This window comes from Streptomyces solicavernae, assembly GCF_029968095.1.
Taxonomy (GTDB): Bacteria; Actinomycetota; Actinomycetes; order Streptomycetales; family Streptomycetaceae; genus Streptomyces; species Streptomyces solicavernae.
In genome coordinates this window covers 377372-397070 of record NZ_JASCIR010000002.1, presented here as the reverse complement: position 1 = coordinate 397070, position 19699 = coordinate 377372, and the positions used below count along the sequence as shown (strand labels likewise).

Below are 19699 nucleotides of genomic sequence, written 5' to 3'. Positions count from 1 at the left end.
GGGGAGCGTGCCTGGGGGCACCCCCAGCGGTAGCTGGGGGAGCGTCGTGGACCCGCGAAGATCCGCCGGACACGCCCTAGGGTCCGTGCATGAGCGCTGAAACGATCGTGGTGGGCGGCGGGGTCATCGGGCTGACGACGGCGGTGGTCCTCGCCGAGCGGGGCGAGCGGGTACGCGTGTGGGCGCGGGACCCGGCCGCGGACTGCACGTCGGCCGTGGCGGGCGGGCTGTGCTGGCCGTACCGGATCGAGCCGCAGGCCCTGGTCGAGGAGTGGTCGCTGCGCTCCCTCGACGTGTACGTGCCGCTGGCCGCGGAGCCGTCGACGACGGGGGTACGGCTCGTCACGGGCACCATGGCCGACACCCGGCCCGGCGACCTCGGGCGGTGGGCGCAGGCCGTGCCGGGGCTGCGGGAGGCGACGCCGGGCGGGCCGGGGCTGCGGGCTACGGTGCCGTTGATCGACATGCCGACGCATCTGTCGTACCTGGAGGACCGGCTGGCCGCAGCGGGCGGCAGGGTCGAGCGGCGCACGGTGACGGACCTGCGGGCGGCCTCGGCCGAGGCGGGGGTGGTGGTCAACTGCACGGGTCTCGGGGCGCGTTCGCTGGCGGCCGACCCCTCGGTGCAGCCGGTGCGGGGGCAGCTGGTCGTCGTGGAGAACCCGGGAGTCGAGGAGTGGTTCGTGGCGACGGGCGGCGGGGGTGCGGCCGAGACGACGTATCTGCTGCCGCAGCCGTACGGGCTCGTGCTCGGCGGGACCGCGGAGGAGGGCGAGTGGAGCCGTGAGCCCGATCCGGGGACGGCGGCGGCGATCGTGGAGCGGTGCGCGCGGGTCCGTCCGGAGGTCGCCGACGCCCGCGTCCTGGCCCATCGGGTCGGCCTGCGCCCGGCGCGCCCGACGGTGCGCCTGGAACGTGAGCGCGTCGAGGGCGGCGGGGTGCTGGTGCACAACTACGGGCACGGGGGCGCCGGAGTGACGGTGGCCTGGGGGTGCGCGGAGGCGGCGGCGGGGTTGGCGGGCTAGCCCTGGACTAGGCCTGGACCAGGCCTGGGCTAGGCCGGTCCGGGAAGGGGCGGAGAGCGGAAAGCAACGGCGGCGCCGCCCCCGGTTGAGAGGGGGCGGCGCCGCCGCAGGTGTGGGCCGTGGGCCGGGTTACCTGCCCGAGGACGCGCCCTTGTCCGCGGGGGCGGACGGTGCTTCCGGGTCCGCCGGGCCGATGCGGAGCTCGAAGTCCCCGTCGTACTTCTCGTGGCCGGCGATGACGGCCATCTCGACCGCCTCCTCGCCCTTCTCGCCCCGCACGATCAGCGGGTCGTGGCGCAGGTCGCGCATCAGGGCCCAGCACATGCCGACCATGACCACCGCGAACGGCGCCGCGACCAGGATGGTGAGGTTCTTCAGGCCCGTCAGGGCGTCGTCGCCACCGCCGCCGACGAGCAGCATGATGGCCGCGACGGCACCGGTGACCACACCCCAGAAGATGACGACGAACCGGGTCGGCTCGAACGTGCCCTTCTGCGAGAGCGTGCCCATCACGATGGACGCCGCGTCGGCGCCGGAGACGAAGAAGATGGCCACCAGGATCATCACGAGCAGGCTCATGACGGTGGCGAGCGGGTACTCGTTCAGGACGCCGAACAGCTGGCCCTCGACCGACAGGTCGGTGCTGAGCCGACCGTCCTCGCTCAGCTGCATCGCCGTACCGCCGAAGACCGCGAACCAGATGAGGCTCACCGTGGACGGCACCAGGATGACGCCGCCGATGAACTGGCGGATCGAACGGCCCCGGCTGATGCGGGCGATGAACATGCCGACGAAGGGCGTCCAGGAGATCCACCAGGCCCAGTAGAAGACCGTGTTGCCGCCGAGCCAGGTGGCGATGTCCTCACCGCTGGCCGCTTCCGTACGGCCGGCCATCATCGGCAGGTCGCCGAGGAACGCGGCGACCGAGGTCGGCACCAGGTCGAGCACGAGGACCGTCGGGCCCACCACGAACAGGAAGACCGCGAGCACGCCCGCGAGCACCATGTTGATGTTGGACAGCCACTGGATGCCCTTCTCCACACCGGACACCGCGGATGCCACGAAGCAGATCGTGAGCACGGCGATGATGGAGACGAGGACGGCGGTGCTGACCTTGGTGGCCCAGTCCAGCTCCCGCATGCCGTTGGCGATCTGCAGGGCGCCGAGGCCGAGGGATGCGGCGGAGCCGAAGAGGGTCGCGAAGATGGCGAGGATGTCGATGGCCCGGCCGATGCCGCCGTTGGCGTTCTTCTCCCCGATGAGCGGGGTGAACACGGCGCTGATGGTCTGCCGCCTGCGGCGCCGGAAACAGGAGTACGCGATGGCGAGTCCGGCCACGGCGTAGATCGCCCACGGGTGCAGCGTCCAGTGGAAGAGCGTCGTGGCCATCGACACCTCCATCTGCGCGCCCGAGTCGGCAGGCGAGGTGCCGGGCGGCGGTGAGGTGTAGTGCGTCAGCGGCTCGCTCACGCCGTAGAACATCAGGCCGATGCCCATGCCGGCGCTGAACATCATGGCGATCCAGGACACCGTACGGAACTCCGGCTCCTCGCCCTCCGCGCCGAGGGTGATCCTCCCGTAGCGGCTGATCGCCAGCCACAGCGCGAAGATCACAAAGCCGGAGGCCGCGAGCACGAACGCCCAGCCGCCGTTGTGGATCAGGCCGTTGAGCATCTTCGTGGAGACTGTTTCCAGCGTGTCCGTGGAGAGCGCGCCCCAGACGACGAACGCGAGGGTGAGGACGGCGGTGACACCGAACACCACTCTGTCGGTCTGGGCCGGCGGCCCCTCGTGCGGGCTGCCAGGGAGCTCCACCGATCCGCCCGGTGGCTCTCCCTGGTCAGCCGTCTTGCTCAGATCATGTGTCACTGGCACGCCCTTCGAGGTACGAATCGCGGTACGAATCGCGGTACGAAATCAAGTCACCGCTACCCCTTACCACATGGGCCGGTTCTATTACCCCCTTCAGCAATCTTCGAACGGACGTGCCTCGATGAGGTGATACGGCGCCCGTTCGTCCAGAAGCAGCGGCACCAGAGCCCGCAGCGACTGCCGTACGGGGACGAAGGCGCCGTCGTCGGTGCGCTTGACCTTGATGCCGTGCAGCCGCAGCTCGTCGCCGACCTCCGCGTACTGGTCCGCGTCGAGGGTGTAGCCGCAGGGCGGGTCCTGCAGGGTCTCGGCCGGTTCGGCGGGGTCGTTGTCGGCGCCGCCGGTGTAGACGGGGCCGCGGTCGGCGAGGCCGGAGGTGCGGGCGGCCGCGGTGGCGGCGCGGATCTGGCCCGCGCGTGCGCCGGTGTAGGCGAGCAGGCCGTCGAGGGCGTGCAGCTGGGAGGTGACGCGGCGGCGGTTGTTGAACGCCTCGTCGGCCTTCTCCCGCTCGGTGAGGGCGTCGACGCGGCTCTCGATGAGGAGGCCGACGGCGTGCTTGAGGCCGGAGGTGTTGCGCAGGATGCGCTCCTGGCCGTCGCCCGCGGTCTGCTTGACCGGCTCGCCGGTCTCCGGGTCGGTCCAGATGCCGTACGTGCCGGTGGAGTGGCCGTGGTCCTCGGCGGCGGGCCTGACGTACTTCCCCGACAGGGTCTGCGCCTCGCGGTGCACGCCTTCGGCGACGTTGGGGTTGCGCGGCCAGAGGTCGAGGAGGTCCTTGTCGTAGTACGGCGGGGTGGCGCCGTACTCGTGCAGGTCGTAGATGACGTCGGGGCGCTTGTCGCGGATCACGGCGGCCAGGGCGCGGCCCTCGGCGGTCTGGAGGGCCAGGTGGTCGCGGTTGATGTCGACGCCGTCGGAGTTGCCGCGGGTGTTCGCGGCCCGGCCGTCGGGGTTGACGGTGGGCACGATCAGGAACGTGGTGGTGCGGCGCAGGGCGCGGGTGCGGTCGTCGGTGGCGGCGGCGAGTTCGCGGGTGGTGGTGAGGCAGGCTTCGCGGCCGGAGGGCTCGTCGCCGTGCTGGCTGCAGATGAGCAGCACGGTGTTGGTGGTGCGGCGTTCCTCGCCGATGCGGACGAGTTGCAGGGGGCGGTTCTGCCGGGTGGTGCCGATGCGGTCGACGGTGACGTCGCGGTGCGCCCGGTCGATCGTGGCGAGGAACTTCTGCTCCTCTGGCTGACTGGTCCAGCGGGCGCCGTTGCTCCGCTCGAAGCCGGTGCGGGGCCCGTCACCGCCCGCCCCGGCCTCGGCCGCGTTCGCCGGTACGGCGAGGAGGGGCGCGGCGAGCACGGTGGCGGCGGTGAGGGCGAGGGTGCGGGCGCGGGGTCTCAAGGGTGGTGCCTCCCTGGTTCTCGTACGGGGTCGGTCGCTTCGGCGTGCGGGGTCGGTCGCTTCGGCGTGCGGGTCGGTCGCTTCGGCGTGGCGAGGTTCAGCCGATGAACGGGACGCCGCCGGGCACGCGTTGCGCGGCGGGGTCGCGTTGCAGCCCTTCGTAACGGCTCTCGCGCGGCTGCTCGGGTTCCGCCGCGCCGCGGGTCGCCTCCGCGAAGGCGCGGGCGCCGCCGACCAGGGGCAGGCGGGCCTGGGTGCGCGCGAGGTCGAGGGTCAGCTGCGGGCGGGCGGCGGGCGGTTCGATGAGCCCGGCGTCGGTGCCCGCGACGATCAGGGCGAGGCGGTGGCCCTTCGGTACGACGTGGTCGCTCGCGGCGATGTCGATCGTGAGCGTGTGCCGCTTGCCCGGGGTGAGCGGGCGGCCCTTGTCCGGGTCGGCGTAGGTGCCGAGGTCGGCCCAGCCGCGCGCGAAGACGGTGAAGTCGACGTCGGCGGTGTCGGCCTCGGTCTCCCGGTAGCAGGGGCTGTCGCCGGGGCGAGCGGCGCCCCAACAGGTGCGCTCGTCAAGGGTGTTGATGCCTTCACCGGACCCGGTGTAGTCGCGGATCGTGTCGGGGCCGAGGTCGACGAGGACGGCCGAGAGGTGGGCGCTCGTGGCGTTCGGGGTGGCCGTGACGGTGATCTGCGAGGAGCCGGAGAGCCGTAGGTCCTGGGTGAGCGGGCCGGTGACGAAGGAGGCCTTGTCGGGTGTCGACTGGTCCACCTGCGCCGCCCAGTCGGCCTCGCCGCGCCGCGGGTCGTCCGTGAAGCTCTCTACGGCGCCTGCCGGGGCGCGCTGCGGGCCGAGGGTGCCGACGCCGGGCTGTTCGCCCTTGCCGGGGTGCAGGCGGACGGTGCCGGTGGCCTGCGGCGGCCAGTGCCGGTCGGTCGTCCAACGGTCGGGGGCGCGCTCGATGTCGGCCATCGGCTCCTCGTCGATGCCGTTGTCGTAGCCGAGGAGTTCATGGTCGAACCAGCGGTGCAGGGTGCGTACCCAGTCTTCGCGGCGGAAGTCGAAGGGGTCGACGTGGCCGGTCTGGCTGAGCCAGATCTTCCGCTCGACCCCGGCCTCGCCGAGGGCGTCCCACCACTGCCCGAAGTGCTTGGCGCGGACGTTCAGGTCCTGCATGCCGTGGACGAGGAAGACGCTGGCCTTCACCCGGTCCGCGTCCGGGACGTGGTCCCGCTCCTCCCAGAGGCCGGTCCGGTCGCCGCTGCGGGGCGCCCCGTCGATGAGCCGCTGCTGCACGGCGCCGCAGCGGGCGCGGGCGGCGGGGCTCTCCACGTAGTCCGACAGCCACTCGGGCCCGGAGTCGTAGAGGGGCGCGCCCTGCTGGAAGTAGTAGTCGTACCAGGAGGAGATCGCGCCGATCGGGACGATGGTCTCCAGGCCCTCGACCCCGGTGGCGGCGACGCCGTTGGCCACGGTGCCGTCGTAGCTCTTGCCGATCATTCCGGTGCGGCCGTTGGACCAGTCGGCCTTCGCGCGTTCACCGCCGGTGCGGGTGGTGTAGCCCTTGGCGCGGCCGTTCAGCCAGTCGACGACGGCCTTCGCGGACTGCACGTCGGAGCGGCCGCCGACGTCCACGCAGCCGTCCGAGCGGCTGGTCCCGGCGAGGTCCACGGCGACGAAGGCGTAGCCGCGCGGCACGAAGTAGTTGTCGAGGTACAGCGGGAACCGGACGACGTTCCCGTGCTCGTCGTACGTCTTCTTCTGGCTCTCGTTGCCGCGCCCGCAGCACTGGTAGTACGGGCTGGCGTCCATGATCACGGGGATCTTCCGGCCCTGCTGCGCGGGTTCGCGGGGCCGGATGATGTCGGCCGCGACCCGGTCGGTCCGTCCGTCGCCGTCCCCGTCGATGCGGGTGTCGACCCAGACGGACTCGCGTACGGCGTTCTCGTACGCGTGGACGGGCCTGCTCTCCTCGCCGTCGGGCGGGGCGGCGTACGCGGGTGAGACGGGTGCGAGGAGCGCCGCCAGGAGCGCTCCCGCGAGCAACAGCACACGTACCAGGCGCAGATCCCGCACATGTATCGGCATGGGCCGGAACGTACCCGGGTCAACTCCCGTGCAAAAGAGGGCAGTCGTGGTCTTCGAGGTGCGAGATGTCAGGAGTGCAGGACGAAGTGGCACATGTCGGCCGGATGGCAGTCGTGTGACAGCAGGGGCCATGGACATGACCGGGGCGTACGGGGCTGAATAGGCTCCGGAGCACGCGGACCGTCGTACACCTATCGGCCGTCCGCACCCCAACCAGCCCCCCACATCGACCACTTGGAGCTTTTGTGCACCGCAGACTGATCGTCCCCGGCGCGTTCGTGGCCGCCCTGCTGCTGGCGATCCCGGCATCGGCCGCCGACTACGAGCCGGGCGCCGCCGGGATCGGCGACCCGTACTACCCGGCGAGCGGCAACGGCGGCTACGACGTCTCGCACTACGACCTGCGCCTCAAGTACCAGCCGAAGACCGACCTGCTGGAGGGCACGGCGACGATCCTCGCCACCACCAAGCAGGACCTGTCGCGGTTCAATCTGGACTTCGGCCTGGATGTGAGCGAGGTCCGGGTCAACGGCAAGAAGGCGAAGGTGTCCTTCTCCGGCGACCAGGAGGTCGAGGTCACCCCGGCCGCGCCGCTGCCGCAGGGCAGCGAGATCACGGTCGTCGTGCGGTACGCGGGCAAGCCGTCCGAGCTTGAGATCAACGGCTTCACGGCGTGGCACCGCACCCCGGACGGCGGTGTCGCCGCGCAGGAGCCGGAGTCGGCGGTGTGGTGGTTCCCGTCCAACGACCACCCGCTCGACAAGGCCACGTACGACGTGTCGGTGCAGGTGCCCAACGGCACGCAGGCCATCAGCAACGGCGTGCTGCAGTCCACCCGGCCGGTGGGCGCCGACTGGACGCGCTACAGCTGGCGTTCGGACAAGCCGCAGGCCTCGTACCTGGCGACGCTCGCGGTCGGCAAGTTCGACATCACGACCGACAGGACGGCCGCGGGCCTGCCCGTACTGAACGCGTACAGCAAGGACCTCGGCGCGAACGAGGGCGCGGCGAAGGCCAGCGTCGAGCGCACCGCCGAGGTCGCCGAGTGGCTGGAGGAGGTCTTCGGCCCGTACCCGTTCAACGCGCTCGGCGGCTATGTCCCGAACGTGACCAGCGGCTACGCCCTGGAGACGCAGACCCGGCCGTTCTACAGCCCGAAGCAGTTCGCCTCCGGCTCCAACGTGTCGGTCGTCGTGCACGAGTTGGCGCACCAGTGGTACGGCGACAGCGTCTCCGTCCACGGCTGGAAGGACATCTGGGTCAACGAGGGCTTCGCCCGCTACAGCCAATGGCTCTGGTCCGAGAAGGAGGGCGAGGGCACGGCCCAGGAACTCGCGGACTACGTGTACGCCTCGCACCCCGCGGACGACGCGTTCTGGACGGTGAAGCCGGGCGACCCGGGCCCGGAGAACCAGTTCGACATCGCCGTCTACGACCGGGGCGCGCTCGCCCTGCAGGCGCTGCGGGGCGAGATCGGCGACAAGGCCTTCTTCGAGATCCTGAAGGGCTGGCCGGCGGAGCACGCGTACGGAAACGCGAAGGTGTCCGACTTCGTGCGGTACGCGGAGCAGGTCTCCGGCAAGCCGCTCGCCGGGCTCTTCGACACCTGGCTGTACCAGACGTCGAAGCCGTCCGCACCGGCCGCGGCGGGCGTGGGGGTGGCGCGCAGCAAGGCCGCACAGCCCAAGTCGTGGAAGAAGATCGCGCGGACGAACACGGTCCACGACCACAAGCACTGAGGTGTCACTGAGGTACCGCTGAGGTGCCAACGCGCGGCTGGGCGGCGTGCTTTCGGGCGCGCCGCCCAGACGTATGCCACCCGGAGCCGGACGTATGCCACCCGGAGCCCGGAGCCGGACAGATTCCGTCACCTCGGGGCTACCTGTAAGTAACTTCTCCTGGTTGGATGTGGCGCGAACCTCACCCCCACAGACCACAGGAGTCCCCCATGCCTCACATCCCGGCCCGTCGCGCCTGCGGCGCCGCCCTGGCGCTCGCGCTCGCGGGCGGTGCGCTGGCGGCTCAGCCCGCCGCCGCCGCGCCCGTCGAGCAGAGCGTCGAGCAGAGCTCCGCGCAGAACCTCAAGGTCCTCACGTACAACGCGTTCCTGTTCAGCAAGGCGCTCTACCCGAACTGGGGCCAGGACCACCGCGCGGCCGAGATCGTCAAGGCGCCGTTCTTCCAGGGCCAGGACGTGGTCGTGCTGCAGGAGGCCTTCGACAACTCCGCGTCGGACGCGCTGAAGCAGCAGGCCGCCACCGCCTACCCGCACCAGACGCCGGTCGTCGGCCGCAGCAAGGACGGCTGGGACGCGACCGGCGGCAGCTACTCGGCGACCACGCCGGAGGACGGCGGTGTCACGGTGCTCAGCAAGTGGCCGATCCTGCACAAGGAGCAGTACGTCTTCGGCGACGCCTGCGGGGCCGACTGGTTCTCCAACAAGGGCTTCGCCTATGTGGTGCTGAATGTGAACGGGCAGAACGTCCATGTGGTCGGCACCCATGCCCAGTCGACCGACCCGGGCTGCGGCGAGGGCGAGGCCGCGAAGATGCGCAGCGCCCAGTTCAAGGAGATAGACGCCTTCCTCGACGCGAAGAACATCCCCGCGGACGAGCAGGTCCTGCTCGCGGGCGACCTCAACGTCGACTCGCACAGCGGCGAGTACGCCTCGATGCTCCGCGACGCGGGCGTGGACGGCGCGGAGTCCCGTACCGGGCACACGTACTCCTTCGACACCGAGGAGAACTCCATCGCCAAGGACCGCTACCCGGACGCCCCGAGCGAGGACCTCGACTACGTCCTGCACCGCACCGGCCACGCCCGCCCCGAAGGCTGGACCAACCACGTCGTCAAGGAGCAGAGCGCGCCCTGGACGGTGTCCAGCTGGGGCAAGGAGTACACGTACACGAACCTCTCCGACCACTACCCGGTGACCGCGTCCGGGAAGTAGGCGGCGCGCACACGACGGCGGCCCCGCCCGAGGAGTGCTCGGGCGGGGCCGCCGTGTGGGGCCGTGTGGGGCCGTGCGGGCGGGCGTTACTCGATGCCCAGCTCGTCGTACGACTTGTCGAGCTCCTTCTTCGCGACCCGCTTGCGGACCCCGAACCAGCCGATGACCATCGCCGCGGCGATGACCGGGATCAGGTACAGCGTGCGGCGGCCGATCTCCGGGTCCTGCCACATCAGGACGAGCACGGAGAGCAGGAAGACGATCGTGACGATCTCCGTGACCGGGCTGCCGGGGAGCCGGAACTTCGGGCGTTCGAGCAGGCCCTGCTTGGCACGGCGGACGAACGCCAGGTGGCAGACCATGATCGTGACCCAGGTCGCGATGATGCCGATCGAGGCGACGTTGAGGACGATCTCGAAGGCCCTCTCCGGCATCAGGAAGTTCAGGCCCACGCCCGCCACACACACCGCGGAGGTGAGCAGGATGCCGCCGTACGGCACCTTGGAGCGGTTCATCTTCCCGGTGAACTTGGGCGCCGAGCCGGCCATCGCCATGGAGCGCAGGATGCGGCCGGTGGAGTACAGGCCCGAGTTGAGGGACGACATCGCGGCCGTGAGGACCACCAGGTTCATCACGTCGCCCGCCGCCGGCACGCCGATGCTGGAGAGCACGGTGACGAAGGGGCTCTCGTCGCCCGAGTACATCGAGCCGGGCATCAGCAGCGCGAGCAGCACGACCGAGCCGACGTAGAACAGGCCGACGCGCCACATGATCGAGTTCACCGCGCGCGGGACGACCTTCTGCGGCTCGGCGGTCTCGCCCGCCGCGACGCCGACGAGCTCCAGGGAGGCGTACGAGAAGACGACGCCCTGCATCACGATGACGACGGGCATGAGGCCCTCGGGGAACCAGCCGCCGTTCTCGGTGATCACGTGCAGGCCGGGGGTCTCGCCGCCGACGGGCTGCTGCGTGACCAGCAGGAAGATGCCGATGAGCATGAACCCGACGAGCGCCGCGACCTTGATGATGGAGAACCAGAACTCCATCTCGCCGAAGATCTTCACCGAGATCAGGTTCACCACCAGCACGATCGCGAGCGCGATCAGGGCGAGCACCCACTGCGGGATGTCGGTGAAGAAGCTCCAGTAGTGCGTGTAGAGCGCGATCGCCGTGATGTCGGCGATGCCGGTGGTCGACCAGTTGAGGAAGTACGCCCAGCCGGCGACGAAGGCGCCCTTCTCACCGAGGAATTCGCGCGCGTACGACACGAAGGAACCGGACGAGGGCCGGTAGACGACCAGTTCGCCGAGGGCGCGAACGACGAAGAAGGCGATGATGCCGCAGGCGAGATACGCGAGCGCGAGGCCCGGTCCCGCCGAGTTGAGGCGCCCTCCGGCACCGAGGAAGAGGCCGGTTCCGATCGCGCCACCGATGGCGATCATGTTGATGTGGCGCGCCTTGAGGTCCTTGTTGTAACCGGCGTCGCCCGCATCCGCAGGCGGCTGGGCGGCATCTGTGCGGGATGCGGCCGTGGCCGTCGTGACGGCGTCCTTGCTCACGGGTGGATCTGCTCTCTTCAGGGGATGTGCCGTGGTCCGTACCCCCACCTGACCTCGACACGAGACCACCTCGACACGAACCGACGGGACACCTTCACCCGCGGGCGCGGGATTATGCGGTGACGCGGATCACATCGCGTTTTATCTCACATGCTGGTCATGTCCTTGCGATCGCTCTGTCACGGCTCGTAGGGCCTTGGATCGGACGGTACGAAGACGGCTGCGCACTACTTTCACAACGCTGGTGGTACAGCAATACTGTCTCACTGGACCCCTGCACGACCGAGCACGCACGACCGAGCACGCACGCCCGAGCACGCACGACCCCGAGATGGAGCGCAGCCATGACGACCGAAGCGGACTCCTCCGGTCAGGACGGTCGGGACGGCCAGGACGGTCGGCACGGCCAGGACGGTCGGCACGGTCGGGACGGCCAGGTCGGTCCGGCCCTCTCCGGCCCCGGGGCGCCGACCCTCACGGTCGACGAGCTGGCCGCCCGCGCCGGAGTCACCGTGCGCACCATCCGCTTCTACAGCACCCGCGGGCTGCTGCCCCCGCCGGCCATAGGGCCGCGCCGGGTGGGGCGGTACGGGCCCGACCATCTGTCGCGGCTCGCCCTGATCGAGGAGCTCCAGCACCACGGCCTGACCCTCGCCGCGATCGAGCGGTACCTGGAGCAGCTGCCGCCCGACATGAGCGAGCACGACCTGGCGATCCACCGCGCCCTGGTCGCCAGCTGGATCCCCGACAGCGCCGCCGAGATGAGCCACGAGCAGCTGGAGCGTCGCGCCGGCCGCGCCCTCGACGAGGCCGACGTGGACCGGCTCGCCGCGATGGACGTCCTGGAGCGCACCGACGACGCGGACACCTTCCGGATCGACCCGGGCGTGCTCCACCTCGGCCTGCGCCTGCTCGACGTGCCGATCGGCCTCGACTCGATCCTCTCCGCGCGCGAGGTGATGCTCCAGCACTCCCGGGAGGCCGCGAAGGAGCTGACGCGGCTGTTCCAGGACGAGGTGTGGGGCCCGTACAGCGAGCGCGAGCGGGACCCGGAGGCGGTGGCCGCGATGAAGTCCCTCTCCGCACACATGCAGCCGATGGTGGTGCAGGCCCTGGTCACCGCGTTCCAGAGGACCCTCAAGGAGGAGCTGCGCGCGCGGTACGCGGGCGGGTGAGGCCCAGAGCTCAGGCCCAGAGCCCAGAGCCCAGAGCCCAGAGCCCAGGCTCAGGCTCAGCCGGGGAGCTTCACATGGGCGGCCGAGGCGGTCGGGCCCTGCTCCAGCTCGGCCTGGTTCATGCGCTCGACGAGCATCTTGCCGAGTTCGACGAGCGCGGTCGGGCCCGGCTTTCCGTCGTCGACGATGTCGGCGCGGCTGTACGTGCGGACGATGCCGACGTACTTGGCCTGGCGGACCAGGAGGGTCCGCTCGCCCATCTTGCCGCCCTTGACGGAGGCCGTCGCGGAGTGCTGCTCACCGAAGCGGCCGTCCGGCATCACCAGGAACCCCTCGGCCTCGGCACCCAGCTTCTCCTTCCAGGCGTCGAACCCGCCCTGCGCACTGACCGGTGTGCGGTACTCCCACACCTCGAAGTTGGCGTACTCGCCGCCGTCGTCGAACATCTCCGTGCCGAACTCGGCGATCGCGCCCGTGACGACGCCCTCGCAGCGTTCTTCGCTCGCGGGGCACTGGAGGGTGCCCTTCGTCCCCTGGAGGTCGCCGTAGTGCTCGTTCTTGCGGGGCTTCTTCAGCGGTTCGGGCATATGGCCGGGGAGCAGGGGCACCACGACCGCGGCGGGTGCCAGGTGCCGGTCGGCCTCCGGCGGCGCGGACGAACTCGCGCTCTGCTCCGGCTGCTTGGGCTCGTCGCCGCCCCCGCGGGTGGCCGAACCCCCGCACGCCGAGAGCATCATGGACAACCCGACGACCGTGATCGCGACCGGCTTCAGCCTCATCGCGGCTCCTCCCCCGTTGTTCCGTTCATTGTTCTGTTCCGCAAGGCTCATTGTTCTGTTCCGCAAGGCCCTTGCGGGTACCGAGGCCCTTGCGGGTACCGAGCTGTTCTACCAGTCCGACGGCCGCGCCCGGAGCACGGGGCTCCGGGCGCGGCCGTCAGGGTCGGGCGGGGTCGCTCAGCCGTCGCTGAACTTCTCGCCCTGCTCCGCCTTCTGCACGAGCAGCGCGGGCGGCTGGAAGCGGTCGCCGTACGTCTCGGCCAACTCCCGTGCGCGGGCCACGAATCCGGGCAGGCCGCCCTCGTAGCCGTTGATGTACTGCAGCACGCCGCCGGTCCAGCCCGGGAAGCCGATGCCGAAGATCGAGCCGATGTTGGCGTCCGCTACGGAGGTCAGGACGCCCTCTTCGACGAGGCGCACCGTGTCGAGCGCTTCGGAGAACAGCATCCGCTCCTGCATGTCGCGGAACGGGATCTCGTACCCCTCCCTCGTGCTGTGCTTGCCCGGGGGGCGACCCCCGGAACCCCCGAAATGCTCGCGCAGGCCCGGCCAGAGCTTCGCCCGCTTGCCGTTCTCGTCGTACTCGTAGAAGCCCGCGCCGCCGCTGCGGCCCGGGCGGCCGAACTCGTCCACCATGCGGTCGATGACGGCCTCGGCCGGGTGCTCGGGCCAGGTGCCGCCCTCGTCCTCGATGGCCTTGCGGGTCTCGTTGCGGATCTTGCGGGGCAGGGTGAGGGTCAGCTCGTCCATGAGGGAGAGGACCTTCGCCGGGTAGCCCGCCTGGGCCGCGGCCTGCTCGACGGAGGCGGGCTCGATGCCCTCGCCGACCATCGCGACGCCCTCGTTCATGAAGTGGCCGATGACCCGCGAGGTGAAGAAGCCGCGCGAGTCGTTCACCACGATCGGGGTCTTCTTGATCTGCCGGACCAGGTCGAAGGCCCGGGCCAGGGCCTCGTCGCCGGTGCCCTCGCCCTTGATGATCTCGACGAGCGGCATCTTGTCGACGGGCGAGAAGAAGTGCAGCCCGATGAAGTCCGCCTGCCGCTCGACGCCTTCGGCGAGGACGGTGATCGGCAGGGTGGAGGTGTTGGAGCAGAGCAGCGCGTCCGGCTCCACGATGTGCTGGATCTCCTGGAACACCTTGTGCTTGAGCGCCGGGTCCTCGAAGACCGCCTCGATCACCGCGTCACAGCCCGCGAGGTCCTGCGGGTCGGCGGTCGGGGTGATCCGGGCGAGCAGCGCGTCCGCCTTCTCCTGCGTCGTACGGCCGCGGCTCACCGCCTTCTCGCAGAGCTTGACGGAGTAGTCCTTGCCCTGGTCGGCGGACTCCTGCGACACGTCCTTGAGGACGACGTCGATCCCGGCGAGCGCGCACGAGTACGCGATCCCGGCGCCCATCATGCCCGCGCCGAGCACGGCGGCCTTGCGCACCGGCCTCGGCTCGATGCCCTTCGGGCGGTTGGCGCCGGAGTTGACGGCCTGCAGGTCGAAGAAGAACGCCTGGATCATGTTCTTCGACACCTGACCGGCGGCCAGCTCGGTGAAGTAGCGGGCCTCGATGGTCAGGGCGGTCTCGAAGTCGACCTGCGAGCCCTCGACGGCCGCCGCGAGGATGTTGCGCTGCGCAGGGTAGTTCGCGCCGCCGGTCTGCTTCTTGAGGTTGGCCGGGAACGCGGGCAGGTTCGCCGCGAACTTCGGGTTGGCCGGGGTGCCGCCGGGGATCTTGTAGCCGGGCTTGTCCCAGGGCTGCGCGGACTCCGGGTTGGCGTCGATGAAGGCGCGGGCCTTGGCGGTCAACTCGTCCCGGTCGGCGGCCAGTTCGTGGATCAGGCCGTTGTCGAGGGCGCGCTTCGGGTTGTACTGGTTGCCCTGGAGCAGCACCTTCAGGAGGGCGTCGGCGATGCCGAGGAGCCGCACGGTACGGACGACGCCGCCGCCTCCGGGGAGCAGGCCGAGGGTGGCCTCGGGCAGGCCGATCTTGGCGCTTGAGGAGTCGAGGGCGACACGGTGGTGGCAGGCGAGGGCGATCTCGTAACCGCCGCCCAGGGCCGCGCCGTTGATCGCCGCGACGACGGGCTTGCCGAGGGTCTCGATGCGGCGCAGGTCGCGCTTGATGCCCTGGCCGGCCTCGAAGGCGAGGTGGGCGGTCTCGGGGGTGACCTGGATGAGGTCGCGCAGGTCGCCGCCGGCGAAGAAGGTCTTCTTGGCGGAGGTGAGGATGATGCCGCGAATGGTGTCCTTCTCGGCCTCCAGGCGGTCGGCCGTCGCCGCGAGGGAGTCCTTGAACGCCTGGTTCATGGTGTTCGCGGACTGGTTCGGGTCGTCCAGGACGAGGGTGACGATGCCGGTGTCGTCCTGTTCCCAGCGGATGGTGGTGCTTTCGGTCATGGCTGTGTCTCCGTGAGGTCTGTTGGGGGTGCGGGGCGGCTACTGGGGAGGGTGGCCGAGGTTCATGGCCGGCTGCCGGTCTCGTCGTGGTTGCTCGCGCAGTTCCCCGCGCCCCTTGAGATGCGCACTCCGTGCGGCACCTCATCGGGGAAGGCAGCGGCGCAGCCGCACGCCTTCAGGGGCGCGGGGAACTGCGCGACCAGCCCCCACCGGCCTGCAGTCGGCGACGAACCTCAGCCGCCGCGGCGCGCTACAGCCGCTCGACCACGGTCGCGATACCCATGCCTCCGCCCACGCAGAGGGTGGCCAGCCCGTACCGGAGGTCCCTGCGCTCCAGCTCGTCCACCAGCGTGCCGAGAATCATCGCGCCCGTAGCCCCCAGCGGGTGCCCGAGAGCAATCGCCCCACCGTTGACGTTGACCTTCTCCAGGTCCAGCCCCATGTCCTTGACGAACCGCAGCACCACCGCCGCGAACGCCTCGTTGATCTCGACCAGGTCGATGTCGTCGATGGTCAGGCCGGCCTTGGCGAGCGCCTTACGCGTGGCCGGCGCCGGACCCGTGAGCATGATCGTCGGCTCGGAGCCGGACACCGCCGCGGAGACGATCCGGGCGCGCGGCGCAAGCCCGTACCGCTCCCCCACCTCGCGCGTGCCGATCGCGACCAGGGACGCGCCGTCCACGATGCCGGAGGAGTTGCCCGCGTGGTGGACGTGGTCGATCTGCTCGACCCAGTGGTACTTCTGCAGCGCCACCGCGTCAAAGCCGCCGAGGTCGCCGATGTCCTTGAAGGACGGCTTCAGCTTGGCCAGCGAATCCGCGGTCGTGCCGGGGCGCGGGAACTCGTCCTGTTCGAGGATGACGAGGCCGCTGCGGTCCTTCACCGGGACGACGGAACGCTCGAAGCGGCCGTCCTTCATCGCGGCGGCGGCCCGCTCCTGGGACAGCGCCGCGTACTCGTCGACGTCGCGCCGCGAGAAGCCCTCGATGGTGGCGATCAGGTCGGCGCCGATGCCCTGCGGGACGAAGCCGGTCTCGAAGTTGGTCATCGGGTCGGCGAACCAGGCGCCGCCGTCCGAGGCCATCGGGACGCGCGACATCGACTCGACGCCGCCCGCGAGCACCAGGTCCTCCCAGCCCGAACGGACCTTCATCGCGGCCAGGTTGACCGCTTCGAGGCCGGAGGCACAGAAGCGGTTCTCCTGGACTCCGGCGACCGTGTCGGGCAGCCCGGCGGCGATGGCGGCGATACGGGCGATGTCGGAGCCCTGATCGCCCACCGGGCCGACGACACCGAGCACGATGTCGTCGATGGCGGCCGGGTCGAGGCCGGGGAAGCGGGCCTTGATCTCGTGGATCAGGCCGACCACCAGGTCGATGGGCTTGGTGCCGTGCAGGGCCCCGTTGGCCTTGCCGCGCCCGCGCGGGGTGCGGATCGCGTCGTACACGTACGCTTCGGTGCTCAAGTCTCAGGCCTTTCGTGGTGCGGGACGAGGGTGGCTGTACGAGAGGTTCACGAGGGGCTACGGAAGCAGCGAACGGCCGATGATCTCCTTCATGATCTCGGTCGTGCCGCCGTAGATGGTCTGGATGCGGCCGTCGGTGAAGGCCTTGGCGACGCGGTACTCGGTCATGTAGCCGTAGCCGCCGTGGAGTTGGAGGCAGCGGTCGGCGACGCGCTTCTGCAGTTCGGTGGCCCACCACTTGGCCATGGACGCGTGCACGGCGTCCAGTGCGCCCTTGTCGTGGTCCTCGATGCAGCGGTCCAGGAACGTCCGGGTGACCGCGCACTCGGTGGCCATCTCGGCTATCTCGAAGCGGATGTGCTGGAACTTGGCGATGGAGCGGCCGAAGGCCTCGCGCTCCTTCACGTACTCCATGGTGATTTCGAGCAGGTGCTCGGCGGCGGCGATCGCGGCGACGGCGATGCCCATGCGCTCCTGCGCGAGGTTGGTCATCAGGTGGATGAACGCGCCGTTGAGCTCGCCGAGCAGGTTCCCCTTCGGGACCCGGACGTCGTTGAAGAACAACTCGGCGGTGTCCTGGGACTTCTGGCCGATCTTGTCGAGGTTGCGGCCCCGCTCGAAGCCGTCCATGCCGCGCTCGACGACGAGCAGCGACAGGCCGTGCGCGCCGCCCTCGGGGGTGGTCTTCGCCACGACGACCACGAGGTCGGCGAGGATGCCGTTGGAGATGAACGTCTTGGAGCCGTTGAGCAGCCAGTGGTCGCCCCGGTCCTCGGCGGTGGTGCGGATGCCCTGCAGGTCGGAGCCCGCGCCCGGCTCGGTCATGGCGATCGCGGTGATCAGCGAGCCGTCGCAGAACCCGGGCAGCCAGCGCCGCTTCTGCTCGTCGGTGGCGAGCGAGGTCAGATACGGGCCGATGATGTCGTTGTGCAGCCCGACGGCGAGCCCGGCCGCGCCCGCGCGTGTGAACTCCTCGGCCAGTACGGCGGAGTAGCGGAAGTCCTCGTTCCCGCCGCCTCCGAACTCCTCCGGTACGGCGAGCCCGAGCAGCCCCTGCCGGCCCGCGGCGAGCCAGGCCCCGCGGGAGACGATGCCGTCCTGCTCCCACTGCTCGTAGTGCGGCGTGACCTCCTTGGCGAGGAAGGTGCGCACGGTCTCGCGGAACGCCTCGTGATCGGCGTCGTACAGCTTGCGCTGCATGCCCGAGGGCGTCTGTGGCGTCATGCTGGGGGCCTCCTGGAGGCGGTACGGAACGGACGTGGGCTGGTCGCTCAGGACGGGTCGAGGCCGGGCACGCCCCAGTCGCGGGCCACCTCCGCGGTGTCGGCGCCGGGCTGCGCGGGGCCGCGGCGGACGGCGCCGGGGGTGGCGGAGAAGCGGGGCGCGGGCGCGGGCTGGGTGATGCCGCTGTGCTCGACGAAGGTGGCGCGGGCGGCGAGATGCGGATGCCCGGGCGCCTCGCGGAGCGAGAGCACGGGGGCCACACAGGCGTCGGAGCCCTCGAAGACGGCGGTCCACTCCGCGCGTGTCCGGGTCTTGAACGCGGCGGCGATCGTGTCCCGCAACTCGCCCCAGGCGGCCAGGTCCTGGCGGGCCGGGGCCCGGTCGGCGACGCCGAGGAGCGTGACGAACTCGTCGTAGAACTGCTGCTCAAGGGCGCCGACGGCCATGTGACCGCCGTCCGCCGTCTCGTAGGTGCCGTAGAACGGGCAGCCGCCGTCGAGAAGGTTGACGCCCCGCCGGTCCTGCCAGCCGCCGGCCGCCAGCATGCCGTGGATCATCGACGCGAGATGCGTGGCCCCGTCCACGATCGCGGCGTCCACCACCTGGCCCTCGCCGGTCGTACGCGCGTGCTGCAGGGCGGCGAGGACGCCGACGACGAGGTAGAGCGAGCCGCCCGCGTAGTCCCCGACCAGGTTGGCCGGGATCGCGGGGGCGTCGTCGGGGCGGCCGATCAGGCCGAGGGTGCCGGTGACCGCGATGTACCCGATGTCGTGGCCGGCGCGCTGGGCGAGCGGACCCTCCTGGCCCCAGCCGGTCATCCGCCCGTACACCAGGCGGGAGTTGCGGGCCCGGCACTCCTCGGGGCCGACGCCCAGGCGCTCGGCGACACCCGGCCGGTACCCCTCGATCAGGATATCGGCCCGCTCCACCAGGTCGAGCACCCGGCCGGGCCCCTCGGGCGACTTGAGGTCGATGCGCACCGAGCGCTTGTTGCGGTTGGTGATGTCGTACGCGGGGTCGATGCCGAGTCCGCCGCCGCCGGGGCGGTCCACGCGGACCACGTCGGCCCCGAGGTCGGCGAGGAGCATCGCCGCGAACGGGCCGGGCCCGATGCCGGCGAGCTCGACCACGCGGACCCCGCTCAGCGGGCCGTTCCGACCCGTCGCCGTCTCTGCCGCTGTCCCTGCCGCTGTCCCTGCCATCGAGCCCCCAGCACTGTGACACCACCGATGTAACACCAGTGATGCTAAGAACGTGTTCCACTCCGCACAAGGGTTGGCGAGCAAGCGCTTAGAAAATCGACTCCTCTCCGTTCAGTGCCGGGCGTCGAGCTCCCCGACCCACTTCTTCGTGGCGATCGCCCGGTAGCTCTCCTCCACCCAGTCGCACAGCAGCTCCGCGTCCGGCGCGCCCTGCTCCTCAAGGGGGACGCGCACCCAGCCGGCCTTGCCCAGGCCGTACCCCGCGGGCTCGGCTCCCGGGCAGGTCATGGCGTGCGCATGCGCCTCCTCGTCCTTCAGCTTCACCGTGACGCCCAGCGGCCAACTGCCGTCCTCCACGCCGAGGAAGACGAACACCTTCCGGTTCACCTTCGCCACCGACTCCCCCCACGGGAACTCCTCGACGGCGCCCGGCAGTTCCAGGGCGAAGGACCGCACGCGCTGCCACTTCCGCTGCACGGCCTTGGGGGCCTTGCGCGGGGGATTGTTCGGTTCGACCATGCCTGGCTCCGGGGTGCTCGAACGGCCATGTCCCCCTCACGCTAGCCTCGGCCACCGACAACGGCGCGGGCA

General features: G+C 70.7%; 14 protein-coding genes. 4 read left to right on the top strand and 10 right to left on the bottom strand.

The window, feature by feature from the left end:
- The first annotated feature begins 89 nt into the window (after positions 1 to 89).
- Complete coding sequence (locus tag QIS99_RS04175) at positions 90 to 1025, top strand: FAD-dependent oxidoreductase (protein ID WP_282510463.1); 936 nt, start codon at positions 90 to 92, stop codon at positions 1023 to 1025.
- A 129-nt stretch (positions 1026 to 1154) separates the two neighbouring features.
- On the opposite strand, the gene QIS99_RS04170 is transcribed toward QIS99_RS04175, so the two are convergent.
- The 3 genes from QIS99_RS04170 to QIS99_RS04160 form a co-directional block, all read right to left on the bottom strand.
- Entirely contained in the window at positions 1155 to 2882 is a 1728-nt protein-coding gene (locus QIS99_RS04170) for a BCCT family transporter (RefSeq protein WP_408909479.1), read from the bottom strand.
- 108 nt (positions 2883 to 2990) lie between these two features.
- Positions 2991 to 4286, bottom strand: a complete 1296-nt coding sequence (locus QIS99_RS04165; RefSeq protein WP_282510459.1) for a M14 family metallopeptidase — start codon at positions 4284 to 4286, stop codon at positions 2991 to 2993.
- A 97-nt stretch (positions 4287 to 4383) separates the two neighbouring features.
- Positions 4384 to 6366 (bottom strand): Xaa-Pro dipeptidyl-peptidase, encoded by a 1983-nt coding sequence (locus QIS99_RS04160; protein WP_282510458.1) that lies wholly within the window; start codon positions 6364 to 6366, stop codon positions 4384 to 4386.
- A 245-nt stretch (positions 6367 to 6611) separates the two neighbouring features.
- On the opposite strand from QIS99_RS04160, the gene QIS99_RS04155 reads away from it, so the two are divergent.
- Together QIS99_RS04155 and sph are read left to right on the top strand one after the other, a co-directional pair.
- On the top strand, positions 6612 to 8105 hold the full coding sequence (locus tag QIS99_RS04155; RefSeq protein ID WP_282510457.1) for a M1 family metallopeptidase: 1494 nt from the start codon (positions 6612 to 6614) through the stop codon (positions 8103 to 8105).
- 209 nt (positions 8106 to 8314) lie between these two features.
- On the top strand, positions 8315 to 9316 hold the full coding sequence (gene sph, locus QIS99_RS04150) for a sphingomyelin phosphodiesterase (protein WP_282510456.1): 1002 nt from the start codon (positions 8315 to 8317) through the stop codon (positions 9314 to 9316).
- Between the two features lie 86 nt (positions 9317 to 9402).
- On the opposite strand, the gene QIS99_RS04145 is transcribed toward sph, so the two are convergent.
- Positions 9403 to 10875: an amino acid permease gene (locus QIS99_RS04145; protein WP_282510454.1), complete on the bottom strand. Its 1473-nt coding sequence runs from the start codon at positions 10873 to 10875 to the stop codon at positions 9403 to 9405.
- A 344-nt stretch (positions 10876 to 11219) separates the two neighbouring features.
- Here QIS99_RS04145 and QIS99_RS04140 point away from each other — a divergent pair, with 344 nt between their 5' ends.
- Entirely contained in the window at positions 11220 to 12050 is an 831-nt protein-coding gene (locus tag QIS99_RS04140; RefSeq protein ID WP_282510452.1) for a MerR family transcriptional regulator, read from the top strand.
- Positions 12051 to 12106: 56 nt separating this feature from the next.
- Here the strand turns inward: QIS99_RS04140 and QIS99_RS04135 are convergent, their stop codons facing one another.
- The 6 genes from QIS99_RS04135 to QIS99_RS04110 form a co-directional block, all read right to left on the bottom strand.
- Positions 12107 to 12829 carry a hypothetical protein gene (locus QIS99_RS04135; protein WP_282510450.1) on the bottom strand — a complete coding sequence of 241 codons (723 nt, stop codon included), beginning with the start codon at positions 12827 to 12829 and terminating at the stop codon, positions 12107 to 12109.
- Between the two features lie 177 nt (positions 12830 to 13006).
- Positions 13007 to 15217, bottom strand: a complete 2211-nt coding sequence (locus tag QIS99_RS04130) for a 3-hydroxyacyl-CoA dehydrogenase NAD-binding domain-containing protein (protein WP_282510448.1) — start codon at positions 15215 to 15217, stop codon at positions 13007 to 13009.
- 250 nt (positions 15218 to 15467) lie between these two features.
- Entirely contained in the window at positions 15468 to 16682 is a 1215-nt protein-coding gene (locus QIS99_RS04125; RefSeq protein WP_282510446.1) for an acetyl-CoA C-acetyltransferase, read from the bottom strand.
- Between the two features lie 57 nt (positions 16683 to 16739).
- Positions 16740 to 17882: an acyl-CoA dehydrogenase family protein gene (locus QIS99_RS04120; protein WP_282510787.1), complete on the bottom strand. Its 1143-nt coding sequence runs from the start codon at positions 17880 to 17882 to the stop codon at positions 16740 to 16742.
- A 71-nt stretch (positions 17883 to 17953) separates the two neighbouring features.
- Positions 17954 to 19108, bottom strand: coding sequence for a CaiB/BaiF CoA transferase family protein (locus tag QIS99_RS04115; protein ID WP_282510445.1), 1155 nt, complete (start codon positions 19106 to 19108; stop codon positions 17954 to 17956).
- A gap of 111 nt (positions 19109 to 19219) precedes the next feature.
- Positions 19220 to 19627, bottom strand: a complete 408-nt coding sequence (locus QIS99_RS04110; protein ID WP_282510443.1) for an MmcQ/YjbR family DNA-binding protein — start codon at positions 19625 to 19627, stop codon at positions 19220 to 19222.
- Positions 19628 to 19699: the final 72 nt, after the last annotated feature.